This is a genomic window from Amycolatopsis sp. NPDC058278 (assembly GCF_042881395.1).
Classification (GTDB): domain Bacteria; phylum Actinomycetota; class Actinomycetes; order Mycobacteriales; family Pseudonocardiaceae; genus Amycolatopsis.
Map to the genome: position 1 here is coordinate 94,301 of NZ_JBHVXZ010000001.1, position 20,633 is coordinate 114,933.

Annotated in this window: 21 protein-coding genes; 10 read left to right on the forward strand and 11 right to left on the reverse strand. The window is 70.6% G+C overall.

Features of this window, described 5'->3' with window-relative positions; translation table 11 throughout:
- Position 1: 1 nt before the first annotated feature.
- Positions 2-988 carry a cellulase family glycosylhydrolase gene (locus ACFVYA_RS00475; RefSeq protein ID WP_387040683.1) on the reverse strand — a complete coding sequence of 329 codons (987 nt, stop codon included), beginning with the start codon at positions 986-988 and terminating at the stop codon, positions 2-4.
- Positions 989-1,084: 96 nt separating this feature from the next.
- On the reverse strand, positions 1,085-3,226 hold the full coding sequence (locus ACFVYA_RS00480) for a molybdopterin-dependent oxidoreductase (RefSeq protein WP_387040686.1): 2,142 nt from the start codon (positions 3,224-3,226) through the stop codon (positions 1,085-1,087).
- A 51-nt stretch (positions 3,227-3,277) separates the two neighbouring features.
- Between ACFVYA_RS00480 and ACFVYA_RS00485 the strand changes: the two genes are divergently transcribed.
- Positions 3,278-4,306: a glycoside hydrolase family 76 protein gene (locus ACFVYA_RS00485; protein WP_387040689.1), complete on the forward strand. Its 1,029-nt coding sequence runs from the start codon at positions 3,278-3,280 to the stop codon at positions 4,304-4,306.
- On the opposite strand, the gene ACFVYA_RS00490 is transcribed toward ACFVYA_RS00485, so the two are convergent.
- The 3 genes from ACFVYA_RS00490 to ACFVYA_RS00500 all read right to left on the reverse strand — a co-directional run bounded on the left by ACFVYA_RS00490 (position 4,271) and on the right by ACFVYA_RS00500 (position 6,766).
- Positions 4,271-4,783, reverse strand: a complete 513-nt coding sequence (locus tag ACFVYA_RS00490) for a GNAT family N-acetyltransferase (protein ID WP_387040692.1) — start codon at positions 4,781-4,783, stop codon at positions 4,271-4,273. The genes ACFVYA_RS00485 and ACFVYA_RS00490 overlap by 36 nt on opposite strands.
- A gap of 9 nt (positions 4,784-4,792) precedes the next feature.
- Positions 4,793-5,659, reverse strand: a complete 867-nt coding sequence (locus ACFVYA_RS00495; RefSeq protein ID WP_387040695.1) for a LacI family DNA-binding transcriptional regulator — start codon at positions 5,657-5,659, stop codon at positions 4,793-4,795.
- Between the two features lie 69 nt (positions 5,660-5,728).
- Positions 5,729-6,766 (reverse strand): LacI family DNA-binding transcriptional regulator, encoded by a 1,038-nt coding sequence (locus ACFVYA_RS00500; protein ID WP_387040698.1) that lies wholly within the window; start codon positions 6,764-6,766, stop codon positions 5,729-5,731.
- 105 nt (positions 6,767-6,871) lie between these two features.
- On the opposite strand from ACFVYA_RS00500, the gene ACFVYA_RS00505 reads away from it, so the two are divergent.
- The 7 genes from ACFVYA_RS00505 (at position 6,872) to ACFVYA_RS00535 (ending at position 12,475) form a co-directional block, all read left to right on the forward strand.
- Complete coding sequence (locus tag ACFVYA_RS00505) at positions 6,872-7,888, forward strand: substrate-binding domain-containing protein (protein WP_387040700.1); 1,017 nt, start codon at positions 6,872-6,874, stop codon at positions 7,886-7,888.
- Positions 7,885-8,880, forward strand: a complete 996-nt coding sequence (locus tag ACFVYA_RS00510; RefSeq protein ID WP_285987299.1) for an ABC transporter permease — start codon at positions 7,885-7,887, stop codon at positions 8,878-8,880. The genes ACFVYA_RS00505 and ACFVYA_RS00510 overlap by 4 nt, the downstream gene beginning before the upstream one ends.
- Complete coding sequence (locus ACFVYA_RS00515; protein ID WP_285987298.1) at positions 8,877-9,686, forward strand: ATP-binding cassette domain-containing protein; 810 nt, start codon at positions 8,877-8,879, stop codon at positions 9,684-9,686. The genes ACFVYA_RS00510 and ACFVYA_RS00515 overlap by 4 nt, the downstream gene beginning before the upstream one ends.
- 2 nt (positions 9,687-9,688) lie before the next feature.
- On the forward strand, positions 9,689-10,516 hold the full coding sequence (locus tag ACFVYA_RS00520; protein WP_387040965.1) for a PfkB family carbohydrate kinase: 828 nt from the start codon (positions 9,689-9,691) through the stop codon (positions 10,514-10,516).
- Positions 10,513-11,148: a nucleoside/nucleotide kinase family protein gene (locus ACFVYA_RS00525; RefSeq protein ID WP_013230842.1), complete on the forward strand. Its 636-nt coding sequence runs from the start codon at positions 10,513-10,515 to the stop codon at positions 11,146-11,148. The genes ACFVYA_RS00520 and ACFVYA_RS00525 overlap by 4 nt, the downstream gene beginning before the upstream one ends.
- Complete coding sequence (locus ACFVYA_RS00530) at positions 11,145-11,885, forward strand: SDR family oxidoreductase (RefSeq protein ID WP_387040705.1); 741 nt, start codon at positions 11,145-11,147, stop codon at positions 11,883-11,885. Before ACFVYA_RS00525 ends, ACFVYA_RS00530 begins: the two co-directional genes overlap by 4 nt.
- Positions 11,886-12,061: 176 nt before the next feature.
- Positions 12,062-12,475, forward strand: a complete 414-nt coding sequence (locus ACFVYA_RS00535; RefSeq protein WP_285987295.1) for a VOC family protein — start codon at positions 12,062-12,064, stop codon at positions 12,473-12,475.
- A 66-nt stretch (positions 12,476-12,541) separates the two neighbouring features.
- Here the strand turns inward: ACFVYA_RS00535 and ACFVYA_RS00540 are convergent, their stop codons facing one another.
- The 4 genes from ACFVYA_RS00540 to ACFVYA_RS00555 all read right to left on the reverse strand — a co-directional run bounded on the left by ACFVYA_RS00540 (position 12,542) and on the right by ACFVYA_RS00555 (position 17,347).
- Entirely contained in the window at positions 12,542-13,216 is a 675-nt protein-coding gene (locus ACFVYA_RS00540) for a DedA family protein (RefSeq protein WP_387040707.1), read from the reverse strand.
- 132 nt (positions 13,217-13,348) lie between these two features.
- Entirely contained in the window at positions 13,349-14,170 is an 822-nt protein-coding gene (locus ACFVYA_RS00545) for a YceI family protein (RefSeq protein ID WP_387040709.1), read from the reverse strand.
- The gene (locus tag ACFVYA_RS00550; protein ID WP_387040711.1) at positions 14,167-16,749 is read right to left on the reverse strand and encodes an MFS transporter; all 2,583 of its coding nucleotides are present in this window, start codon (positions 16,747-16,749) and stop codon (positions 14,167-14,169) included. The genes ACFVYA_RS00545 and ACFVYA_RS00550 overlap by 4 nt, the downstream gene beginning before the upstream one ends.
- Positions 16,750-16,822: 73 nt before the next feature.
- The gene (locus ACFVYA_RS00555; RefSeq protein WP_285987291.1) at positions 16,823-17,347 is read right to left on the reverse strand and encodes a MarR family winged helix-turn-helix transcriptional regulator; all 525 of its coding nucleotides are present in this window, start codon (positions 17,345-17,347) and stop codon (positions 16,823-16,825) included.
- Between the two features lie 186 nt (positions 17,348-17,533).
- Between ACFVYA_RS00555 and ACFVYA_RS00560 the strand changes: the two genes are divergently transcribed.
- Positions 17,534-17,959 (forward strand): PPOX class F420-dependent oxidoreductase, encoded by a 426-nt coding sequence (locus tag ACFVYA_RS00560; RefSeq protein ID WP_387040715.1) that lies wholly within the window; start codon positions 17,534-17,536, stop codon positions 17,957-17,959.
- Between the two features lie 73 nt (positions 17,960-18,032).
- Positions 18,033-19,424, forward strand: coding sequence for an FAD-binding oxidoreductase (locus tag ACFVYA_RS00565; protein ID WP_387040717.1), 1,392 nt, complete (start codon positions 18,033-18,035; stop codon positions 19,422-19,424).
- Between the two features lie 9 nt (positions 19,425-19,433).
- Here the strand turns inward: ACFVYA_RS00565 and ACFVYA_RS00570 are convergent, their stop codons facing one another.
- Positions 19,434-20,135: a DedA family protein gene (locus tag ACFVYA_RS00570; RefSeq protein ID WP_387040719.1), complete on the reverse strand. Its 702-nt coding sequence runs from the start codon at positions 20,133-20,135 to the stop codon at positions 19,434-19,436.
- Between the two features lie 44 nt (positions 20,136-20,179).
- The gene (locus ACFVYA_RS00575; RefSeq protein WP_387040722.1) at positions 20,180-20,620 is read right to left on the reverse strand and encodes a hypothetical protein; all 441 of its coding nucleotides are present in this window, start codon (positions 20,618-20,620) and stop codon (positions 20,180-20,182) included.
- Positions 20,621-20,633 lie beyond the last annotated feature (13 nt).

A 20,633-nucleotide genomic window follows, 5' to 3' on the forward strand; every position in this document is an offset into this window, starting at 1 on the left:
CCTACAGGCCCCAGCCCCAGCGCAGCTGCGCCACGCCCGTCGCGTTGTTGACCTCCAGGCCGCTGCCGCTCTGGCGCGTGATCGAGTACGTGTCCCCGGAGCGCAGGCCGGGCCAGTAGACGACACCCATCTGCCGGGACCGCGTCAGATCCGTGGTGGCGGCGAAGTACGCGGTGAAGTTGTTGCCGTCCTGGTGCCCGGCCGAGTAGTTCAGGCCGGTCGTCATCGGGGCACCGGCCTCGTCGATGATCGTGCGGGACGAGTACGACCCGAGCCGGTTGCTGAGGTTGGTCGTCCACGCCGAGCGGGTCGTGTCCGAGGCCCAGAAGCCGTAGAAGTGCAGCGACAGCAGCGTGCCGGACAACGCGCTCGCCGCGCCGACGCCCGTCACGTTGTCGTTGTAGCCGGTGCCGCTGATCAGCACCCGGCCGCGCGGGATGCTCGAGTGCCGGGACAACCAGGTCGAGCAGAGCGACACCCAGGCGCTCAGGCTGTAGCCGAACGGCTCGTTCATCGGCTCGAAGTACACGTTGCCGTTGCCGCCGTAGTCGGCGGTGACCTTGTCCCACATGGTGTTCCAGGCGCCTCCGTCGTCGACGAAGCCGTCCTTGTTCGCTTCCCAGTAGCCGAAGATGACCTTCATGCCGTGGGACAGGGCCGAGTCGGCGGCCCCCTTGTACCGCCCCCACCAGTCCGAATTGACGCTCTGCGGGTTGATCGGCAGCCGCACGGTGTTCGCGCCCAGCTTCTGCTGGAAGCCGGTGATGATGCCGTCCGCCTTGCTGCGCACGCTCGCGTAGCTGTCCCCGGCGGCGAGGCCGGTCGGGATCACCCAGCCGTCCACGTAGTTGTCGCGGGCGTCCGCCCAGTTGACGCCGCGGAAACTGTTGGTGGCGGCGGCGGCGCTCTGCGGGACGGCGAGCAGGGGGACAGCGAGTGCCGCGGCCATCGCGGCGCGTAGCCAGATACGGGTGCCAAAGCGCTTCATACGAACTCCGATGTCCGAGGGGCGCGCGGGTGAAGATCGATGTTTACGTCAACATCCGAGCCGAGAATGCGGCAGCGCCCACCCCGGTGTCAAGCGTCAGGCGGGGGCGACCTCGACCGGAATCCCGTTCAACACCGACGTTCCGGACGGAACGTCCAGCAGTGTTTCGTCGGCGACCAGGTTCGAGTTGACCCCAGGGTTCGCCCGCGCCACCCGCGTCCGCGAGCCCTCGACGTCGTGGCCCCAGCCGTGCGGGATGCTGACGACGCCGGGCCGGATCTCGTCGGTCACCTCGACCGGGACCTGCAGTTTTCCGGCGCGGGACGTCACCGAAGCGAGGCCGCCGTCGGTGAGGCCCAGCCGCTTCGCGTCGGCGGGGTGGACCTGGACGGTGCACCGGTTGCCGCCGCGGACCAGCGGGGCCAGGTTGTGCATCCACGAGTTGTTCGAGCTCAGGTGCCGCCGCCCGATCAGCACCAGGCCGGCTTCCACGGTCTTCGCGAGTTCTTCCCGCAAGCGCGGGACGTCGGCGACGACCGGCTCGGGCGCGAGTTCGATCCGGCCGGACGCCGTGCACAGCACCTCGGGGATCCGCGGCTTCAACGGCCCGAAGTCCATCCCGTGCGGCGCGGCTTCGAGGTCGGCCAGCGTGACGTCGTAGGGGCCGGCGCGCAGCAGCAGGTCGACCAGGCGTGCGGGCCCGGTGCGCTCTCCGGCGACGGCGACGTCGAGCCCGTTGCGGCGCGCGGTCTCCGCGGCGACGAAGTCGTCGAGCGCCGCGACGTCGGCCTCCGGGCCCTGGCCGGCGACGATGCCGGTGAGCCGGAGCATCGTCTCCCACTCCTGCGGGAGCGCTGACGGCAGCGTCGCGGGCGTCCAGTTGGCGACGTTGCGGATGGACAGCTGGTAGAAGGCCAGGTCGAAGTGCGGGCGTTCGAGCGGTGACGGGCCGGGCAGGATGACGTCGGCGTGGCGGGACGTCTCGTTGAGGTACACGTCGACGGAGATCATGAAGTCGAGGCCGGCCACCGCCGCGGCCAGCCGTCCGGCGTTCGGCGTGCTGAGGCAGGGGTTGCCGCTGACCGCGATCAGCGCGCGGACCTGGCCCTCGCCCGGGGTTTCGATCTCGTCGGCGAGCGTCGCGACCGGCAGTTCGCCGACGACCTCGGGGAGGCCGCGCACCCGGCTGCGCCAGCGCCCGACGGCGAACGGCCGCCGGTTCCCGGTGGGTTGGCACGCGGCCAGCGGGAACATCGCGCCGCCCGGGGAGTCGAGGTGGCCGGTGAGCACGTTGAGGACGTCGACCAGCCAGCTCGCGATGGTGCCGAACGCCTGCGTCGTGGTGCCGATCCGGCCGTAGACCACGGCCTGCTCGGAGGCGAGCTCCCGGGCCATCCGGCGGATCTCGGCCGCGTCGATGCCGGTGCGCGGGGCGACGGCCTCCGGCGTGAACGGCTGAGCCAGGTCCCGGACGTCGTCGAGGCCGTTGAGGTGCTCCGCGAGTCGTCCTGGTGCGACGAGGTTTTCCGCGAACAGGACGTTGACCAGCGCGAACAGCAGCAGCGCGTCGGTGCCGGGCCGGATGGCGTGGTGCTCGTCGGCGAACTGGGCGGTGCGGGTGCGCCGCGGGTCGACGACGACGATCTTGCCGCCGCGGTCGCGGATCCCGCGCAGCCGCCCGCGGATGTCCGGCGCGGTCATCAGGCTGCCGTTGGAGACGAGCGGGTTGGCGCCGAGGATCAGCAGGTGCCGCGTCCGGTCGAGGTCGGGCACCGGGATGGCGAGCGGGTCGCCGAACATCGTGCCGGCGGAGAAGTGCTTCGGCAGCTGGTCGACCGATGTCGCGCTGTAGAAGTTCTTGGTGCCCAACGCTTTGTAGAGCACGCGGCCGTAGAGCGTCAGCGCGATGTTGTGCACGCCGGGGTTGCCCGCGTACACCGCGACGGCGTCCCGGCCGTGCTGTTCGATGATCGGCGGGAGACGGCGGGCGATCTCGTCGTACGCCTCCTGCCAGCTGACCTCGACGAACTCGCCGTCGCGCTTGAGCAGCGGGGCGGTCAGCCGGTCGGGGTCGTGGTGCAGCGCGCCGAGCGACGCGCCCTTGGGGCAGATGTATCCCCGGGAGAAGACGTCCTTGTCGTCCCCTTGGACGCGCGTGACCCGCTGGTTCGCGTCGAGCGTCACCTCCAGGCCGCAGGTGGCTTCGCACAGCGGGCAGGTGAGGTGGGCGGTCGTCATGACCACCGAACATACCGAGCGGTATGTCGATCGGCAAGGCACGATTGCGTCATGGACGTCTCGGCCGCGGAACGCGCGGTGACTTCGCGGCACCTGCGCCGGGTGTGGGCGCTGCCCGGCACGGTCCTGGGCCGCAGCCGCTGGCCGGCCGCGGTGGACCAGCGGCTGCACTGGCACTGGAACTACTGGTGGCAGGCGCACCTGCTGGACACGCTGGTCGACGCCCAGCTGCGCGCTCCTTCGCCGAAGCGCCTGGCGTTGATCCGGTCGTTCGTCCGATCGGTGCGGTTGCGCAACTTCGGCCGCTGGACGAACGACTACTACGACGACATCGCGTGGCTGGGCCTTGCGCTGCAACGGGTTTCCGCGCTGGGCATCGACGTCGGCCCGGCCGTGGCGGCGATCGACACCCAGCTCCTGTCGGGCTGGACGCCGGCGGTGGGCGGCGGCATCTGGTGGCGCCGCGGCGACGACTTCAAGAACGCCCCGGCCAACGGCCCGGCGGCGATCTTCCACGCCCGGTCCGGCAACGTGTCCCGCGCTCGCGCCATGACGGATTGGCTTTCGTCCACTTTGGTCGATCCGGCGTCCGGCTTGGTCTGGGACGGGATCCGTGCGGACACGGGCGAGCTGGTGAAGCACATTTACAGCTACTGCCAAGGGGTGTACCTCGGGGCGTGCCTTGAGTTGTCCGAAGTGGACAATGCGGCGCGAACGGTCCGCGCGGTGGCGGAGCACTGCGCACCCGGCGGAGTCATCCGCGGCCAGGGCGGCGGCGACGGCGGGTTGTTCGCGGCGATCCTGGCCCGGTACCTGGCGTTGGCAGCTCGTTCCCTGCCGGGCCCGGAAGCTTCGGTGGCCCGCTCGCTGGTGCTGACGTCGGCGGAGGCCTGCTGGTCGGGGGCCGCGGCCACGCCGGAGGGGCCGCTGTTCAGCGCGTACTGGGACCGCCCGGCGCCTTGGCCATTGCCCGAAGACGCCCCGGAGCGGGACATGTCGGTCCAGGTGGGCGGCTGGATGCTCCTGGAAGCCGCGGCGACGCTGTCACCAGAGGTCGCCGGCCCGCCAATCGGCGGTTAGCCCGCCGTCGAGGTCGAGCGCCGCCTGGCCGGGGAACACATACACCCCGCCGTCCTCGTCGGCGGTGCGGCGAACCCCGTCCGGCGTCAGTGCAAAGGTGGGCCCACGCCACCGCTGCCAGCCCCTGCCCTCGTACAGCGTCACGGCTTCCTCCGCAGCACAGAGCGCGCCGAGGTCGTACCCGGGCAGCAGCCGTTCCAGCGCGGTCATCAGCGCGCTCGCGCAACCCCGCCGACGGTGGTCGGCGCGAACGGCCACGCCCTCGACGTACCCGGCGCGTAGCACGCGCCCGCCGTGCAGGAGCCGTCGTTGGACCAGTGCGGCGTGTCCGACCAGTTCGGTGTCGTCGAAGGCGAGAGCATGCGTGCCACCGAGGGCGTTCTCCCAGTCGGTGTCGGAGAAGTTGCCTTCGAAGGCATCGTCGAGCAGGGTGCGGGTGGCTGCGGGCAGGTCGGCGGTGTGCGCGAGGCGGATCACCTCACCAGTTCAGCAGCCGCAGGAGGCGCCGTGCAGGAATTTCGGGGTCAGCCACACCGATTCCGGCGGCCGGTCCGGATCGGCCATGCGGGACATCAGCAACTGAACCGCCCGGCGGCCCAGGTCCGCGACCGGCTGGACCAGCGTCGTCACGGCCGGGCTGACGCGGCGGGCCCAGTCCATGTCGCCGTACCCCACCACCGCCAGCTCCGAGCCGATGCGGATCCCGCGGCGGTGGGCTTCGTACTGCACGCCCACCAGCATCGACTCGTCCGCCACCACCAGGGCCGTCGGGGACGGCCAGCCGTCGAGGAGCTTGGCCGTCGCGCGGGTGGCGCCGCCCGAGGTCGACAGCCCGCACTCCACCAGCTCGCGGTTGAAGCGCAGGCCCGCCTGCTCCAGCCCGAGCCGGTAGCCGCGGACACGCTCGCGGCTGACCTCGAGGCCCTCCTCGCCCGAGATCAGGCCGATCTTGCGGTGCCGCCGCTCGGTCAGGTGGCGCACCAGCGACGCCACCGCGTGCACGTTCTCCGTGCCCACCTGGTCGACATCGTTGCGCGCGGCCACGCGATCCAGCAGCACCGTCGGCACGCCCATCCGCACCAGGCCGTTGATCACCGCTTCGTCCCCGGCCGAGGGGACCAGCAGCACGCCGTCCACGAGGTCCGCGCGCAGCGCGCGCACCACCGCGGCTTCTTCGCCCACGGTGTCCTCGGTGTCCGCCAGTACGACGTCACAGCCCGCCTGCGCCGCGGCTGCCCCGATGGCGCGCAGCAGTTCGCCGGAGTACGGGTGCGCGTGCACACCCATCGCGACGCCGATCCGGTAGGTGACCGGGGGGTCCCACAACCGGAGGTCCGGCGAAAGTGCGGTCATAAGCCCTCGCAGACGCTCAGCGGAAAGGTATCCGCTGAACGGGCGCGCGGGGATATCAGGAACCCAGATTCACTGAAGTGAGTGAACCGGTGGACAGCCGCACGACTCACGGTGACGCAGCGTGGGTGGCAGCCGGACCGTCTCGGCCTTGCGCGCCGGGTCGTTGATCCGAGCCAGCAGCAGCCGCACCGCCTGCCGGCCGATCTCCTCGATCGGCTGCGCCATCGTCGTCAGCGGCGGGTCGACCAGGTCCGCCCACTCGACGTCGTCGTAGACCACCACCGGCAGGTCGCGCCCGATCCGAAGCCCGCGCCGGCGGGCTTCGTGCAGCACCCCGACCATCATGCTGTCGTTCCCGACCACCAGCGCCGTCGGCGGCTCGAGCAGCGCCAGCAGCGTGCTCAACGCCAGCGCGCCGCCCTCACGCGAGGAGTTTCCGCAGGCCACGAGGTCGGACGACCAGGTGAGCCCGGACCGGCCGAGGCCCAGCCGGTAGCCGAGCACCCGCTCCTCGCTCGTCGACAGCCCGGGCACGCCGCTGATCATCCCGATCCGCCGGTGCCCGAGCGTTGCCAGGTGCGCGGTCAGCGCCGACGTCGCCTGGATGTTCTCCGAGCCGACCTGGTCGACGTCGGTGCGGGTGGACAGCCGGTCGATGAGCACGGTCGGCACGTCCAGGGACACCAGCTCGCCGATCACCGGCCCGTCGCCGGGTGCCGGGGTGATGAGCAGGCCGTCGACGCGACGGGAGCGCAGCGCCCGCACGGTGTCACGTTCCGTGTCCGCGGCGTCATGGGTGTCGGCCAGCAGGACGGTGTACCCGTGCGTCGACGCCTCCCGCTCGATCGCCTGCATCAGCGTCGCGAAGTACGGGTTGGCCACCAGGGAAATCGCCATCCCGATCGACCGCGTCCCGCCCGTGACCAGCGAACGCGCGATGGCGTCGCCGGTGTAGCCGGTCGTCTCGATCGCCCGCAGCACCGCGGCCTTGGTGTCCTCCGCGACCGCACGCGTCCCGTTCACCACGTGCGAGACGGTGGTGATCGACACGCCCGCGAGCTCGGCGATGTCCCGCTGGGTCGGCCGCGAAGACTTCGACTGGGGCATACCCATCCTTTCCGGCAAGCGTTTGCGCAAACGCTTGCGCGCAGGGAGCAGTCTGTCTACCTTCCCGACCATCGGCAAGCCTCCACATGAAAAGGCTGGGAATCCATGAGACACCGAAGTCTCACCGCGCTCACGCTGGCCGCCGTCCTCGCCGCGACGACCGGGTGCACGGTCGAGCGTCACTGGGGTGGCAACACCAACACGGGCGGAAGCGGCAAGGCGAAGGTCGGCCTGGTCACCAAGACCGACACCAACCCCTACTTCGTGGAACTCCGCAACGCCGCCAGAGCGGCCGCGCAGGCCAACGGCGCCGACTTCAGCGCGCTCGCCGGCCAGTTCGACGGTGACAACGACGGCCAGGTCCGGGCCATCGAGAACCTCCGCCAGCAGGGCGCGAACACCATCCTGATCACGCCCAGCTCGTCCACCGGCGTGCTCAAGGCGATCAAGGACGCCCGCGACGCCGGGGTCCTGGTCATCGCCCTCGACACCGCCACCGAACCGGCTGATGCCGTCGACGCCACCTTCGCCACCGACAACTTCGCGGCCGGCGAGCAGCAGGGCGCGTACGTCAAGGCCTCGCTGGGCGGCACCCCGCCCAAGCTGCTGATGGTCGACGGCACGGCGGGCAGCACGGTCGACACCCAGCGGCACACCGGCTTCCTCAAGGGCATCGGGCTGACCGACGGCTCGCCGGAGATCAAGGGCCACACCGCGGCCAACGGCGACCAGAGCCTCGCCCAGCAGGGCATGGAGAACCTGCTGCAGCGCAGCACCGACATCAACGCCGTCTACTCGATGAACGAGCCGATGGGCCGCGGCGCGTACGCGGCGCTCAAGGCACGTGGGCTCACCGGGCAGATCGTGATGGGCTCGATCGACGGCGGCTGCGAAGGCGTCCAGAACGTCAAGGACGGCCAGATCGCCGCCACCGTCATGCAGTTCCCGAAGAAGATGGCCGAGCAGGGTGTGCTCGCCGCCGTCGAGTACGCCAGGACCGGGAAGAAGCCGTCCGGCTTCGTGAACACCGGGTCCGCCGTGATCACCGACAAGCCCCTGCCCGGCATCGAGAGCCACGACTCGGCCTGGGGCCTGCAGAACTGCTGGGGAGGCAAGAAGTGACAACAGCGACCGCAGTGTCTACAAAGGACCGTGAATCACTCGGCGACTTCCTGCTCCGCGCCCCGGCGGTCGGCCCGGCGCTCGCGCTGGTCGTCGCGATCGTGGTGTTCTCGCTGGCCACGGACACCTTCTTCGACCTCGACAACCTGTCCACCGTGGTCCAGCAGTCGCTCGTCGTCGGGACGCTCGCGCTGGGCCAGACGCTCGTCATCCTCATCGCGGGCATCGACCTCTCCAACGCGGCCTCGATGGTCGTCGCGACCTTGATCATGGCGAAGCTCGCCGCGGCCGGCACGAACGGCTTCGTCGCGCTGCTCGCCGGGGTGGTGCTGACGATCATCGTCGGCATCTTCATCGGCGGGCTCGCCACGCGGATCAAGCTGCCGGCGTTCATCATCACGCTCGGCACGTTCACCATGCTGACCGCGGTGTCGAAGCTGATCGCCGGCGGCCAGGCCGTGCCGGTGACCGACGGGGTGCTGCAGTGGCTCGGCACCAAGCGCTACCTCTTCGGCGGCATCCCGATCACCTACGGCATGACGCTGGCGCTGCTGATGTACCTCGGCGTCTGGTACGCGCTGACGAAAACCGCGTGGGGCAAGCACGTCTACGCGGTCGGCAACGCGCCGGAGTCCGCGCGGCTGTCCGGCATCAAGGTCAACCGCACGGTGCTGTCGGTGTACATCGTGGCCGGGCTGACCTTCGGCATCGCGGCCTGGCAGGCGCTCGGCCGGACGCCGAACGCCGACCCGAACCAGTTCCAGCTCGGCAACCTCGACTCCATCACCGCCGTCGTCCTCGGCGGGACGAGCCTCTTCGGCGGCCGCGGCTCGGTGCTCGGCACGCTGATGGGCGCGCTGGTCGTGGCGGTGCTGCGGTCGGGGCTCACCCAGATGAACGTCGACGGCAACTACCAGGACCTCGCCACCGGCGCCCTGCTCATCGCCGCCGTCGTGGTGGACCGCATCGCGAGGAGGCAGCAGCAGTCATGAGTGAACCCATCCTCCAGGCTCGCGGACTGGTCAAGCGCTACGGCCGGGTGACCGCCATCGACGGCGCCGACTTCGACCTGCTGCCCGGCGAGGTGCTCGCCGTGGTCGGCGACAACGGTGCCGGGAAGTCTTCGCTCATCAAAACCCTGTCCGGCGCGGTGATCCCCGACGAGGGCGAGATCAAAGTGGACGGCAAGACCGTCCACTTCAAGTCCCCGTTGGACGCTCGCCACTACGGGATCGAGACGGTGTACCAGGACCTCGCCGTCGCGCCGGCGCTCGACATCGCGTCGAACATGTTCCTGGGCCGGGAAAAGCGGCTCAAGGGGCCGCTCGGGCTGTTCCGCAAGCTCGACACCGCCACCATGCGGTCCGAGGCGCAGCGGATCCTCGACGAGCTGGGCATCAACATCAAGTCGATCAGCCAGCCCGTCGAGACGCTGTCCGGTGGCCAGCGCCAGGGCGTCGCCGTGGCCCGCGCGGCCGCGTTCGGCACGAAAGCCGTGATCATGGACGAGCCCACCGCCGCCCTCGGCGTCGCCGAGTCCGGCAAGGTGCTCGACCTGATCGGCCGGATCCGCGACCGCGGCCTGCCGGTCGTGCTGATCAGCCACAACATGCCGCACGTGTTCGACATCGCCGACCGCATCCACGTGCACCGCCTCGGCAAGCGCGTCGCGGTCGTCTCGCCGAAGACGCACTCGATGAACCAGGTCGTCGGCCTGCTCACGGGTGCCTTACGGCTCAACGAAAACGGTGAAGTGGAAGAAGCCGCCGCGGCGACGCATGTGGCCGGCTTGAAGTGAAGGTGCTGCTGGCGGGCTTGTGCACCGTGGACGTCGTCCAGCGGGTCGACGAGCTTCCGGCGCCGGGCGAGAAGGTGCAGTCACTGCGGGTGGACGTCGCGGCCGGGGGACCCGCGACGAACGCCGCGGTGACGGCCGCCGCGCTCGGTGCCGAGGCGACCCTGCTGACCGTCCTCGGTGCGCACCCGCTGGCGGCGCTCGCCCGCGCCGACCTCGAAGCCCACGGCGTCCGGGTCGTCGACCTGGCCCCCGAAAACCCTGAGCCGCCGCCGGTCAGCGCGGTCGCCGTCCGTGACCGCGACGGGGAGCGGACGGTCGTCTCGCGCAATGCGGCCGGCTCCGAGGCGACCTGGAGCGGCACGGTCGACGCGGACGTGGTGCTCGTCGACGGCCACCACCCCGGCCTCGCGCTGTCCGTCGCCCGGGCGGCCGGGGACGTCCCGGTCGTGCTCGACGCCGGGAGCTGGAAACCCGTCCTCGACGACCTCCTCCCGCTGGTCGACGTGGCCGCGTGCTCCGCGCACTTCACCGCGCCGGAGCCCGGCCTGCACGAGCGCGGCGTCCCCACCGTCATCACCACCGCGGGGGCCGGCCCGGTGCGCTGGTCCACTGCGGACGGCGGCTCGGGTGAGGTGCCTGTGCCCGCGGTCGAAGCGCGGGACACACTAGGAGCGGGCGACGTCTGGCACGGCGCGCTCGCCGTGGCCGTGGCACGCGAACGGACGGTGACGGACCGGATCCGCTTCGCCAACGAGGTGGCCGCCGAACGGGTGCGGCATGTGGGACCGCGGTCGTGGACGACCGCGATCGCAGGAAGGAACAGGACATGACGGCGTTCGACGACCTGCTGGCCAGGGCCGAGGGGCTGACCGTGCGCGGGCAGCGCAACGTGCTCGGCATCATCGGCTCGCCCGCGTCCGGCAAGACCACGCTCGCCTGGGCGCTGGCCAACGCGCTCGGTTCGCGTGCGGCGGTGGTCGGCATGGACGGCTTCCACCTCGCGCAGGTCGAGCTGCGCCGGCTCGGCCGCACCGAGCGCAAGGGCGCCCCGGACACGTTCGACGCCGCGGGCTACTACCACCTGATCCGCCGCCTGGCCGAAGGCCGCGAAACGGTGTACGCGCCGGAGTTCCGCCGCGAGATCGAGGAACCCATCGCCGGGGCCGTCGCGGTGCCGCCGGAGGTCCAGCTCGTCATCACCGAGGGCAACTACCTGCTGCTGCCGGACGACCCGTGGAGCGCGATCCGCCCGCTGCTCACCGAGGCCTGGTTCCTCGCGCCGGACGAGCCCGAGCGCATCGAACGGCTCGTGTCGCGCCACCGCCGCTACGGCCGTTCGCTGGTCGAGGCCCGGCAGCGCGCGCTCGGCTCCGACCAGCGCAACGCCGACCTCATCTCGCAGACGCGCGACCGCGCCGACCTGGTGCTGGAGAACCTGCCGCTGGCGAACTTCGCGATTTGACCCTCGTCGTCACCGGCGGCAGCCGCGGGATCGGCGCGGCGATCTGCGTGCTGGCCGCCGCGCGCGGCGAGGACGTCGTCGTGAACTACTCCGGCGACCCGGCGCCCGCTGAAGCCGTCGCTTCGCAGGTGCGTGCTTCCGGACGGCAGGCGCTGGCCCTCCGCGCGGACGTCTCCGACGAGAACGACGTCCGCGTGCTGTTCGACGCGGCGGCCGAGCTGGGGCCGGTCACCGGCCTGGTCAACAACGCGGCGATCGTCGGCAACACCCCGGGCCGGCTCGAGGACTACGAGGTCGACGTCGTCCGGCGCACCCTCGAGGTGAACGTGACGGGGGTGTTCCTGTGCTGCCGCGAGGCGGTCCGCCGGATGTCGGCCCGCCACGGCGGGAATGGCGGCGCGATCGTCAACATCTCCTCGACGGCGGCCCGCACCGGCTCGGCCGGCGAGTGGGTGCACTACGCGGCGTCCAAGGCGGCGGTGGACACGCTGACGTTCGGGCTCGCGCAGGAAGTGGCCGCGGACGGGATCCGCGTCAACGCGGTCCGGCCGGGCATGATCGCCACGGGTTTGCACGCGGCGGCGGGGCTGCCGGACCGGATGGCGAAGTACGCGCCGCAGATTCCGCTGGGCCGGCCCGGCCAGCCGGCGGAAATCGCCGAAGCGGTGCTGTTCCTGCTGTCGGAAGCTTCGTCATTCACGACGGGCGCGGTGCTGGACGTCGGTGGCGGCCGGTGAGCAACCGGGCACCCTCCGATAAATGTGAATGACCTTCGGTCACCGACGTCCGCTTGCTGAGACGGCCGGAGACGACGAGATCACGATCGGACCGGGAACTTGGTCACCTCGGTTTCGGCGATCGAACGCTGTGCAACTCTGGGGAGCCGCCACGAGAAAGGACGGCTTCGGAAGTCATGGCCAAACTCATGTCCGTGCACCACCTCGCGCTCACCGTGACCGACGTGGATCGCAGCGTGCCGTGGTACGTGCGCGTCCTCGACCTCGAGGAGGTCACCCGGCGCGAAGAGCCGGACACGGGACTGCGCAAGGTCGTGCTGCGGTCCGCCGGGGACGAATTCGCCGTGGTCCTGGTGCAGCACGCGGACACCGGGCGGCGCGGGTTCGACGAGCGCCGGACGGGCCTGGACCACGTCGCCTTCCGGGTGCACTCGGCCGCCGAGCTGGCCGAATGGGAGAGCCGGCTGCAGGAGTTCGGCGTCTCGTACACGCCGGTTGCGCCGTCGCGCACCTTCGAAGGCTCACGGGTGATCGTGTTCCGCGATCCCGACGGCATCCAGCTCGAAATCTGGACCGACCCGCAGCTCTGAGGGCTGTGATATCCGGGGCTTCGCCCCGGGCCGGGGGCTCCGCCACCCGGACCCCCGCAAGACTGCTCAGGCGCGGGCGTTGCTGTCGTCCGGCGCGTCCACCGGGCGGCGCATCTCCTGGCGGTAGCGCAGCACGCCGTACCCGGTGCCGAACACGAAGAACGCGATGCTGATCCACAGCGCCGCCGTCTTCAGCCAGGGCAGCGCGTCCAGCAGGCCGGCACCGTAGTAGCCGAGCAGCACCAGCGTCGGCACCCAGAGCAGGCCGCCGAACGTCGTCGCCACCAGGAACCGGCGCTGGTCCATCCGGGCGGCGCCCGCGATCAGCGGGGCCAGCGTCCGGATCCACGGGATCCAGCGGGCCGCGACGATCGCGAAGAAGCCCCGGCGGTCCAGGAACCGTTGCGCGCGCTCGAGGTTGTGGCGGTTCAGCACCTTGCCGTCGCGGCGGGCGATCAGCTTTGTCCCGCCCTTGCGGCCGATGTAGTAGCCGATCTGGTTGCCGAGGACGGCGACGATCAGCGCGGCGCCCGACAGGAACCACGCGTTGGCGTCCGAACCGTGCTGCGCGAGCACCACGCCCGCCCCGAACAGGAGCGAGTCGCCGGGCAGGAACAGCCCGACGATCAGCGCGCATTCGACCAGCACGAAGCTCAGCACGATCACCCAGACGAGCAGCGGCCCGGCGGTGTCCAGCCAGCTCACGCCGACGCCCGCGGCCTCGATGCTCACGACGTTCACACCGCGAGCCTACGTGGCTCCGGTGAACGGGCCACGGCGAACGGGCAAATCGAGCTCGCCCGGAGATTCGGCTCTCACCAACGGTGAAAGCCCCCTCACCAGCGGTGAGAGGGCCTCCGGAAGAGCGTGACTTCAGAACTGCGGCAGGGTCTCGCCCTGCACCGCTTCGACGTCCAGCTCGATCTTCACCGTCGTGCCGACCGCCGCGACGCCGGCGCGGACCATCGCGCTGTAGTTGATCGCGAAGTCGTTCCGGTGCAGCGTCGTCTCGGCGTGGAACGCGACGCGCACGCCACCCCACGGGTCCGGGCCCCAGCCGCCGTAGGTCAGCTCGAGCTCGATCTCGCGGCGCTCGCCGTGCAGCGTCAGCTCGCCCAGCAGCGTCCACGAGTCCGCGCCGCGCTGCCGCAGCCCCGTACTGGTGAACGTGATCACCGGGTGCACGTCGACGTCCAGGAAGTCCGGCGAGCGCAGGTGGTCGTCCCGCATCCGGATGTTCGTGTCGATGCTCGCCGCCTTGATCTCGGCGTGCACCGACGACCGCTCGGCCGGGCGGCCGATCTCGATCCGGCCCGAGACGTCCGGGAACCGCGCCTTGATGCTCGCGATGCCCAGGTGCCGCGCGGTCGCGACCACCGACGAGTGCATCGGGTCGATCACCCACGGCCCGGCGGGCGGCAGCTCGATCGCCTCGGCGACCGGGGCCAGCACGACGTCGCCGAGCGAGCCGCTGCCGTCCGAGGCAATCTGGGCCGTCCGCGCGACCGGGGTGTACCCGGCCGCGGTGACGACGGCGGTGTAGACACCCGGCGCGAGCGCGTCGGTGACGACTTCGCCGCGGACGTCGGCCGCCTGCCGGGCGACCTGCCGCCCGGCCGGGTCGGTGACGGTGAGCACCGCGTGCTCCACCGCCCAGCCCTCGGCCGTGCGGAAAGTCGCGCGTAAGCCGGTCATGAGCGGTCGACCAGCTCGTCGAGGGCCTGGTCGTAGCTCAGCCGGACGTCGTGGCCCGCCTCGCCGCCGGTCAGCTCCACCTGGCTGGTCGCCGGCGGGTAGCCGCTCGCGACCACGGTGTACGCGCCCGCGGGCAGATCGCTGACCACGTACCGGCCTTCGCCGTCCGTCCGCGCGACCGCCGCCACGTTGCCTTCGGCGTCGAGCACGGTGATCCGCGCGTCCGGCACGATCCGGTCGCCCTCGGTCCGCGCGGTGCCGCTGAGCAGCACCGAGCTGGCGAGCTCGACGTCGTGGCGCAGAACGCCGCTGTCGGGCACGGTGAGCGTCAGCGCGACGGGCCGGTAGCCCGCGCCGCTGGCGACCAGGGTGTAGGCCCCGGCGCCGACCCCGACGAAGGCGTAGGTGCCGTCCGCGGTCGTGATGAACGCGCCGTTCACCTCGCCGCGGCCGTCGGTCAGCGTCACCGTCACGTTCGGCAGCGGCTGGCCGGTCGCGGCCGCCCGCACGGTGCCGGTCAGCTCGCCGGACCCGGTGAGCGTGACGTCGACCGTCGCCGGCCCGTTGCTGATCACGACGCTGGAGGCCTGCGGCTGGTGGCCGTGCGCGGACACGATGAGCACGTACGCGCCCGGCCCCTGGCTGGGCACCGAGTAGCTGCCGTCGGCGGCGCCGGTGGCCCGCGCGACCTGGCGGCCGCGCTGGTCGATCAGGGTCAGCGCCGCGCCCGCCACGTGGGTGCCGTCCTGGCGCCGGATGTGGCCGGTCACCGGCACGCCACCCGCGCCGACGGGGACGTCGAGCTCGGCCTGGCCGACGGAGTTCGTGATCGGCAGCGCACCCGAGACGGCCTGGTAGTCGCCGTGCCCGTTGGTGCTCAGCGCGTGCTTGCCGCCACCCACGAGCGCGGGCTCGCGGTCGACCGGGCGCACCGGCTCGACGATCTCGGTCGGCTCGTCGGCGTGCTCGTCGAGCAGCGCCTCGCCGCCCTCCATCGCCGCCGCGGCCGGGGCCGCGTTGGTCAGCGGGATCTCCTTCATGAACAGGAGGACCACCGTGGCCAGCAGGGCCACCGCACCGGCGATGTAGAACACCGTGGTGATCGAGTCGGTGAAGCCGACCAGGATCGGCGTCTTGATCGCGTCCGGCAGGGTCTGGATCACGCTGGTGTTCTCGGACAGGTTGCCGACGCTCGCGCCGGCGCCGGGCGGCAGCTGCCCGCCGAACGCCTTGGTGATGTTGGGCCGCAGGGTGTTGAACAGGACCGTCAGGAAGATCGCGACACCGGCGGTACCACCGATCTGGCGGAAGAACGTCGCCGCCGCGGTCGAGACGCCCATGTCGCTGCGCGGGCCCGCGTTCTGCACCGCGATGATCAGCGTCTGCATGCACTGGCCGAGGCCGAGGCCGATGATGGCGGCCGCGACCAGCGGGTGCCACAGCGGCGAGTCGTAGTCGACCTGCGCGAAGAAGAAGGCGCCGGCGGCGATCAGGACGGTGCCGATGATCGGGAAGATCTTGTAGCGCCCGGTCTTCCCGGTGAGCCGGCCGGACACGATCGAAGCGGCCATGATGCCCGCCATCAGCGGCAGCATCAGCAGACCGGACTCGGTCGGCGTCTTGCCCTGCACGACCTGCAGGAACTGCGGGATCATCGTGATCGCACCGAACATCGCGACACCGACGATGACACCGCCGATGATCGCCACGGTGAACGTCGAGTTCTTGAACAGCCGCAGCGGGATCAGCGCGGCGTCCTGCATCCACCGTTCGACCGCGATGAACGCGATCACGCCGACGCCGCCGACGACGTAGCAAAGGATCGACTTGCCGTCGCCCCAGCCCCACTTCTGGCCCTGCTCGGCGACGATCAGGAACGGCACGACCGCGACGACCAGAGCGAGGGCGCCCCACCAGTCGATCTTGTGCTTCTGCGGGATGTGCGGCACGTTCAGCACGCGGGCGACGACGAACAGCGCGGCGATGCCGATCGGGACGTTGATCAGGAAGACCCAGCGCCAGCCGTGGATGTCGTAGCCGAAGATGCTGCCGGCGTGCTCGATGCCGGCGAAGAAACCGCCCAGCACCGGTCCCAGCACGGTGGACAGGCCGAACACCGCGAGGATGTAACCCTGGTATTTGGCCCGTTCCCGTGGCGGCACGATGTCGCCGAGGATCGTCATGGCCAGCGACATCAGGCCGCCGGCGCCGAGGCCCTGCACCGCGCGGAACGCGGCCAGCTGGTACATCGACTGCGCGAAGGCCGAGGCCAGCGAACCGGCGACGAAGATCGTGATCGCGGCCAGGTAGAACGGCTTGCGGCCGTAGATGTCCGACAGCTTGCCGTAGATCGGCGTGACGATCGTCGAGGTGATCAGGTACGCCGTGGTCGCCCAGGCCTGCAGGTCGAAGCCGTGCAGGTCGTTGGCGATCTTGACGATCGACGTGCCGACGATCGTCTGGTCCAGCGCGGCCAGGAACATGCCGCACATCAGGCCGCTCAGGATCGTGACGATCTGGCGGTGGCTCAGCCGTGGTGGTTCCTTCGCCACGACTGGTTGTTCGACGGTGGTGCTCATGCGCACACCTCGCTGACGCTCGGTGCGTCCTGAGCGGACGGCGCAGTGTTCAATGATTCGCTCGCAAGCTCGCTCATGCGTTGGCCCCCTTGGCCGGTGCACCGGCGGACGCTTGCGCGTCGGCCAGCTGTGGAGAGTGGTTCTCGATACCTGTGTTGAGCCGGCCGAAGAGGCGGTTCAAGGTCTGGATGTCCCCGTCGGTCCAGTCCCCGAGCACTTCGGCCAGCCACTTGTTGCGCTGCTTGCGGTTCTCTTCGAACACCCGCATGCCCTCGGCCGTCGGCGCGAGGAGGCACGCCCGCCCGTCTTCGGGATCGGCTTGGCGCTCGACCAGGCCGTGCTGCACGAGCGAACTCGACTGCCTGCTGATCGTGGAGATCTCGGAGTGGAGCGACTCGGCCAGCCTGCTGGTGCGCTGCGGGCCTTCGTGGATGAGGGTGAAGAGGATCGCGTACGCCGCCCGCTCGATGCCGTCCGGCCCCTGTTTGGAGACCTGCGTCTTCGCCTTGTTGATCAGCCGGACCAGGCGGACGAGCTCGTGCCCGAGCTGGTCGGCGAGGTCCAGCTCGGCCGTGGGCCGGGTGGTGTTCGGTGCCATGGTGATCCTTCAAGGCGTTGGTTGGCGGCTGCAACTAGTTGCCTCAGGCAAGGATGTGCCTTCACTAGCGGTTATGCAAGCGGAGTACCTCGTGATGTGGCAGAACACACTTTAGTTGTCGTATGCAAGCACATTTCTCCCGGGTTGCCGCCGGAACAACGGCGTCCCCGGCGGGTTGAGAACGGTATGACCGACGACACAGCGTTGAAGGACTTCCTCGCCGCCCGCCGCCACGGCGTCCTCGCCACGATCCGCCGCGACGGCCGGCCGCAGCTGTCCACGATCACCTACCTCCACGACCCGGGATCGGCGACGTTGATCGCGTCGATCACCGAGACCCGGGCGAAGACGAAGAACATGCGCCGGGACCCGCGGGTGACGTTCCACGTGAGCAGCGAGGACGGCTGGAGCTACGTCGTCGCCGAGGGGCGCGCTTCGCTCACGGCGCCGGCCGCCGCACCCGACGACGACACGGTGGAAGCGCTGGTCGACTACTACCGGCGCGCGGCGGGCGAGCACCCGGACTGGGCGGAGTACCGCGCGGCCATGGTCACCGACCAGCGGGTGCTGCTGACCGTTCACATCGAGAAGCTGCTGGGCCTGGTCCGCTGACCCACTGCTCCGTTGCGGCTGGTTTCGAAAGAAGATTTCCGCACTGCGGACTGTCCGGGCTTACGATGAGGCCATGAGCAACGAAGCTTTGGTCACCCGGCTCCGGGACCTGCTCGGCAAGGGCGCCGTGCTCACCGACTCCGACGTGACCGCCTCCTACGCGCGCGACATGATGCCGCTGGCGCCCTCGGGCACGCCGCTCGCCGTCGTCCTGCCCGCGAACGCCGCGGAGGTGCAGGCCGTCGTCAAGGCGTGCGCCGAGGCCAAGGTGCCGATCGTGCCGCGCGGGGCGGGCAGCGGCCTGTCCGGCGCGGCGAACGCCATCGACGGCTGCGTCACGCTGTCGCTGACCAAGCTGAACGAGATCGTCGAGATCGACGCGGGCAACCGGCTGGCGGTGGTGCAGCCGGGCGTGGTCAACCTGGACTTCCGCAACGCCGTCGAGAAGCACGGGCTGTTCTACCCACCGGACCCGTCCAGCTACGACTGGTGCACGATCGGCGGCAACCTGTCGACCAACGCCGGCGGCCTCTGCTGCGTGAAGTACGGCGTGACGACGGACTCGGTGCTCGGCCTGGAGGTCGTCCTGGCCGACGGATCGCTGCTGAAGACCGGCCGCCGCACGGTGAAGGGCGTCGCGGGCTACGACCTGGCGCGGCTGTTCGTGGGCAGCGAGGGCACGCTCGGCGTGATCACGCAGGCCACGGTCCAGCTCAAGCCGCTGCCCCAAGCCCCGGCGACGCTGGTCGCGGGCTTCAGCACGACCGAAGCGGCGGGGGAGGCCGTCGCCCGGGTCGTGCGCGAAGGTCTGGTGCCGTCGTTGCTGGAGATCATGGACGCGTCGTCGATCAAGGCGTCGGAGGCGTACCTGAAGACGGACCTGGGTGCGGGGTCGGACTGCCAGGCCCTGCTGCTGGGGCAGTCGGACGCGGGTGGCGAGGTGGCCCGCCGCGAGCTGGCGGCGCTGGAGCAGATCTGCCTGGACTGCGGTGCGGACCTGGCGTACACGACGGAGGACCTGGAGGAGGGGCGGATGCTCCTGCACGCCCGCCGGGTGGTGCTGACGGCGTTGGAGACGTACGGGCTGTGGCTGACCGACGACGTCTGCGTGCCGCGGACGCGGATCGCGGAGCTGATCCGCGGGTGCGAGAAGATCAGTTCCGAGGTGGGGCTGCGCATCGCGGTGGTCGGCCACGCCGGCGACGGCAACATGCACCCGACGATCGTGTACCAGCCGGACGACCCGGACGAGTTCGAGCGGGCCCAGCGCGCCTTCGACGAGATCCTCGAGGTGGGGCTCTCGCTCGGCGGGACGGTGACCGGCGAGCACGGGATCGGGAAGATCAAGCGCGAGTGGCTGGCCCGCGAGATCGGGCCGGTGGGGCTGCGGGTGCACCAGCAGATCAAGCGGGCGCTGGACCCGGAGAACCTGTTCAACCCGGGCTCGATGTTCTCGATGACCTGAGCCGGGTGCTCAGTCCTTGATGCGCGGGATCCGCTGCGTGACCTCGGGGTCGGTCTCCGCGACCGCCTTCTTCTCGCGCCGCGACTTCAGGTACTCCAGCGCGATCGGCACCACCGACACCAGCACGATCAGCACGAAGATCGCGTCGACGTTGTCCCGGATGAACCCGATGTTGCCCAGCAGCGAACCCAGGATCGTGATGCCCGCGGCCCACAGGATGCCGCCGAGCACCGTGTACGTGAAGTAGCGCTTCGGGTCCATGCGGCCGATGCCCGCGATCCACGTGATGAACGTGCGGACGAACGGGACGAACCGGGCCAGCACGACCGCCTTGGGGCCGTGCTTCTCCAGGAACTCGTGTGTCTTGTCCACGTACTCGCGCTTGAAGAACTTCGAGTCCGGGCGGTTGAACAGCTTCGGGCCGGCGAAGTAGCCGATGTAGTAACCGGTCACGTTGCCGAGCAGGGCCGCCGCCGTCACCAGGACGCAGACCAGCCACAACGGGGCGTTCAGCGTTCCGTTCGCGATGAACAGGCCGGCCGTGAACAGCAGCGAATCACCCGGCAGGACCGGGAAGATGCTGCTCTCGATGAAGATGATCAGGCACAGCACCGCGATGACCGGTGTCGTCAGACCGCTCAGCAGGTGCTGCGGGTCCAGCCATGACGGCAGCAGCGACATCGTGTTGACCGTGCTCTGGGCGAGAATCACCTCAAAAACGGTACAGGGTCACCCTGAGTCGCTACTGAGACCCGTCAGACCAGCGTGAGCAGGCCGACCACGGACCCCGCGGCGAGCCCCAGCAGCACCGCCAGCAACAAGATCCAGTACGCGGGCAGCTGCGCCGACGTCCGCACCGGTTCCGGCTCCGGCGGACGCGGGGCGAACGTCGTCGGCGCCTCCGCTTCCAGGGCCGCGCGCTCGCGCTCCAGTGAGTCCGCGCTCGCCCCCGAGAGCAGCCCGTACGCCGACGGCAGCTCGTTGATCGCGCTGGTCGGGACCGCGTCGGTGGCCGGCTCGGCCCCGCGCGCTCCGGTCGTCGAAGACGCTGCAGACGCCGAAGACGCCGGCGCGGCCGGTGCCGACGAAGACGTGTCGGACGCCTTGGGGGGCGGTGGCGACACCTGCGGTGCGAAGACGGCTTGCGCGCGAAGGGCGTCCGCCAGCAGCTGCTCGGGGTCCTTCGGCTCGCTCATCTCCGCCCGTCCG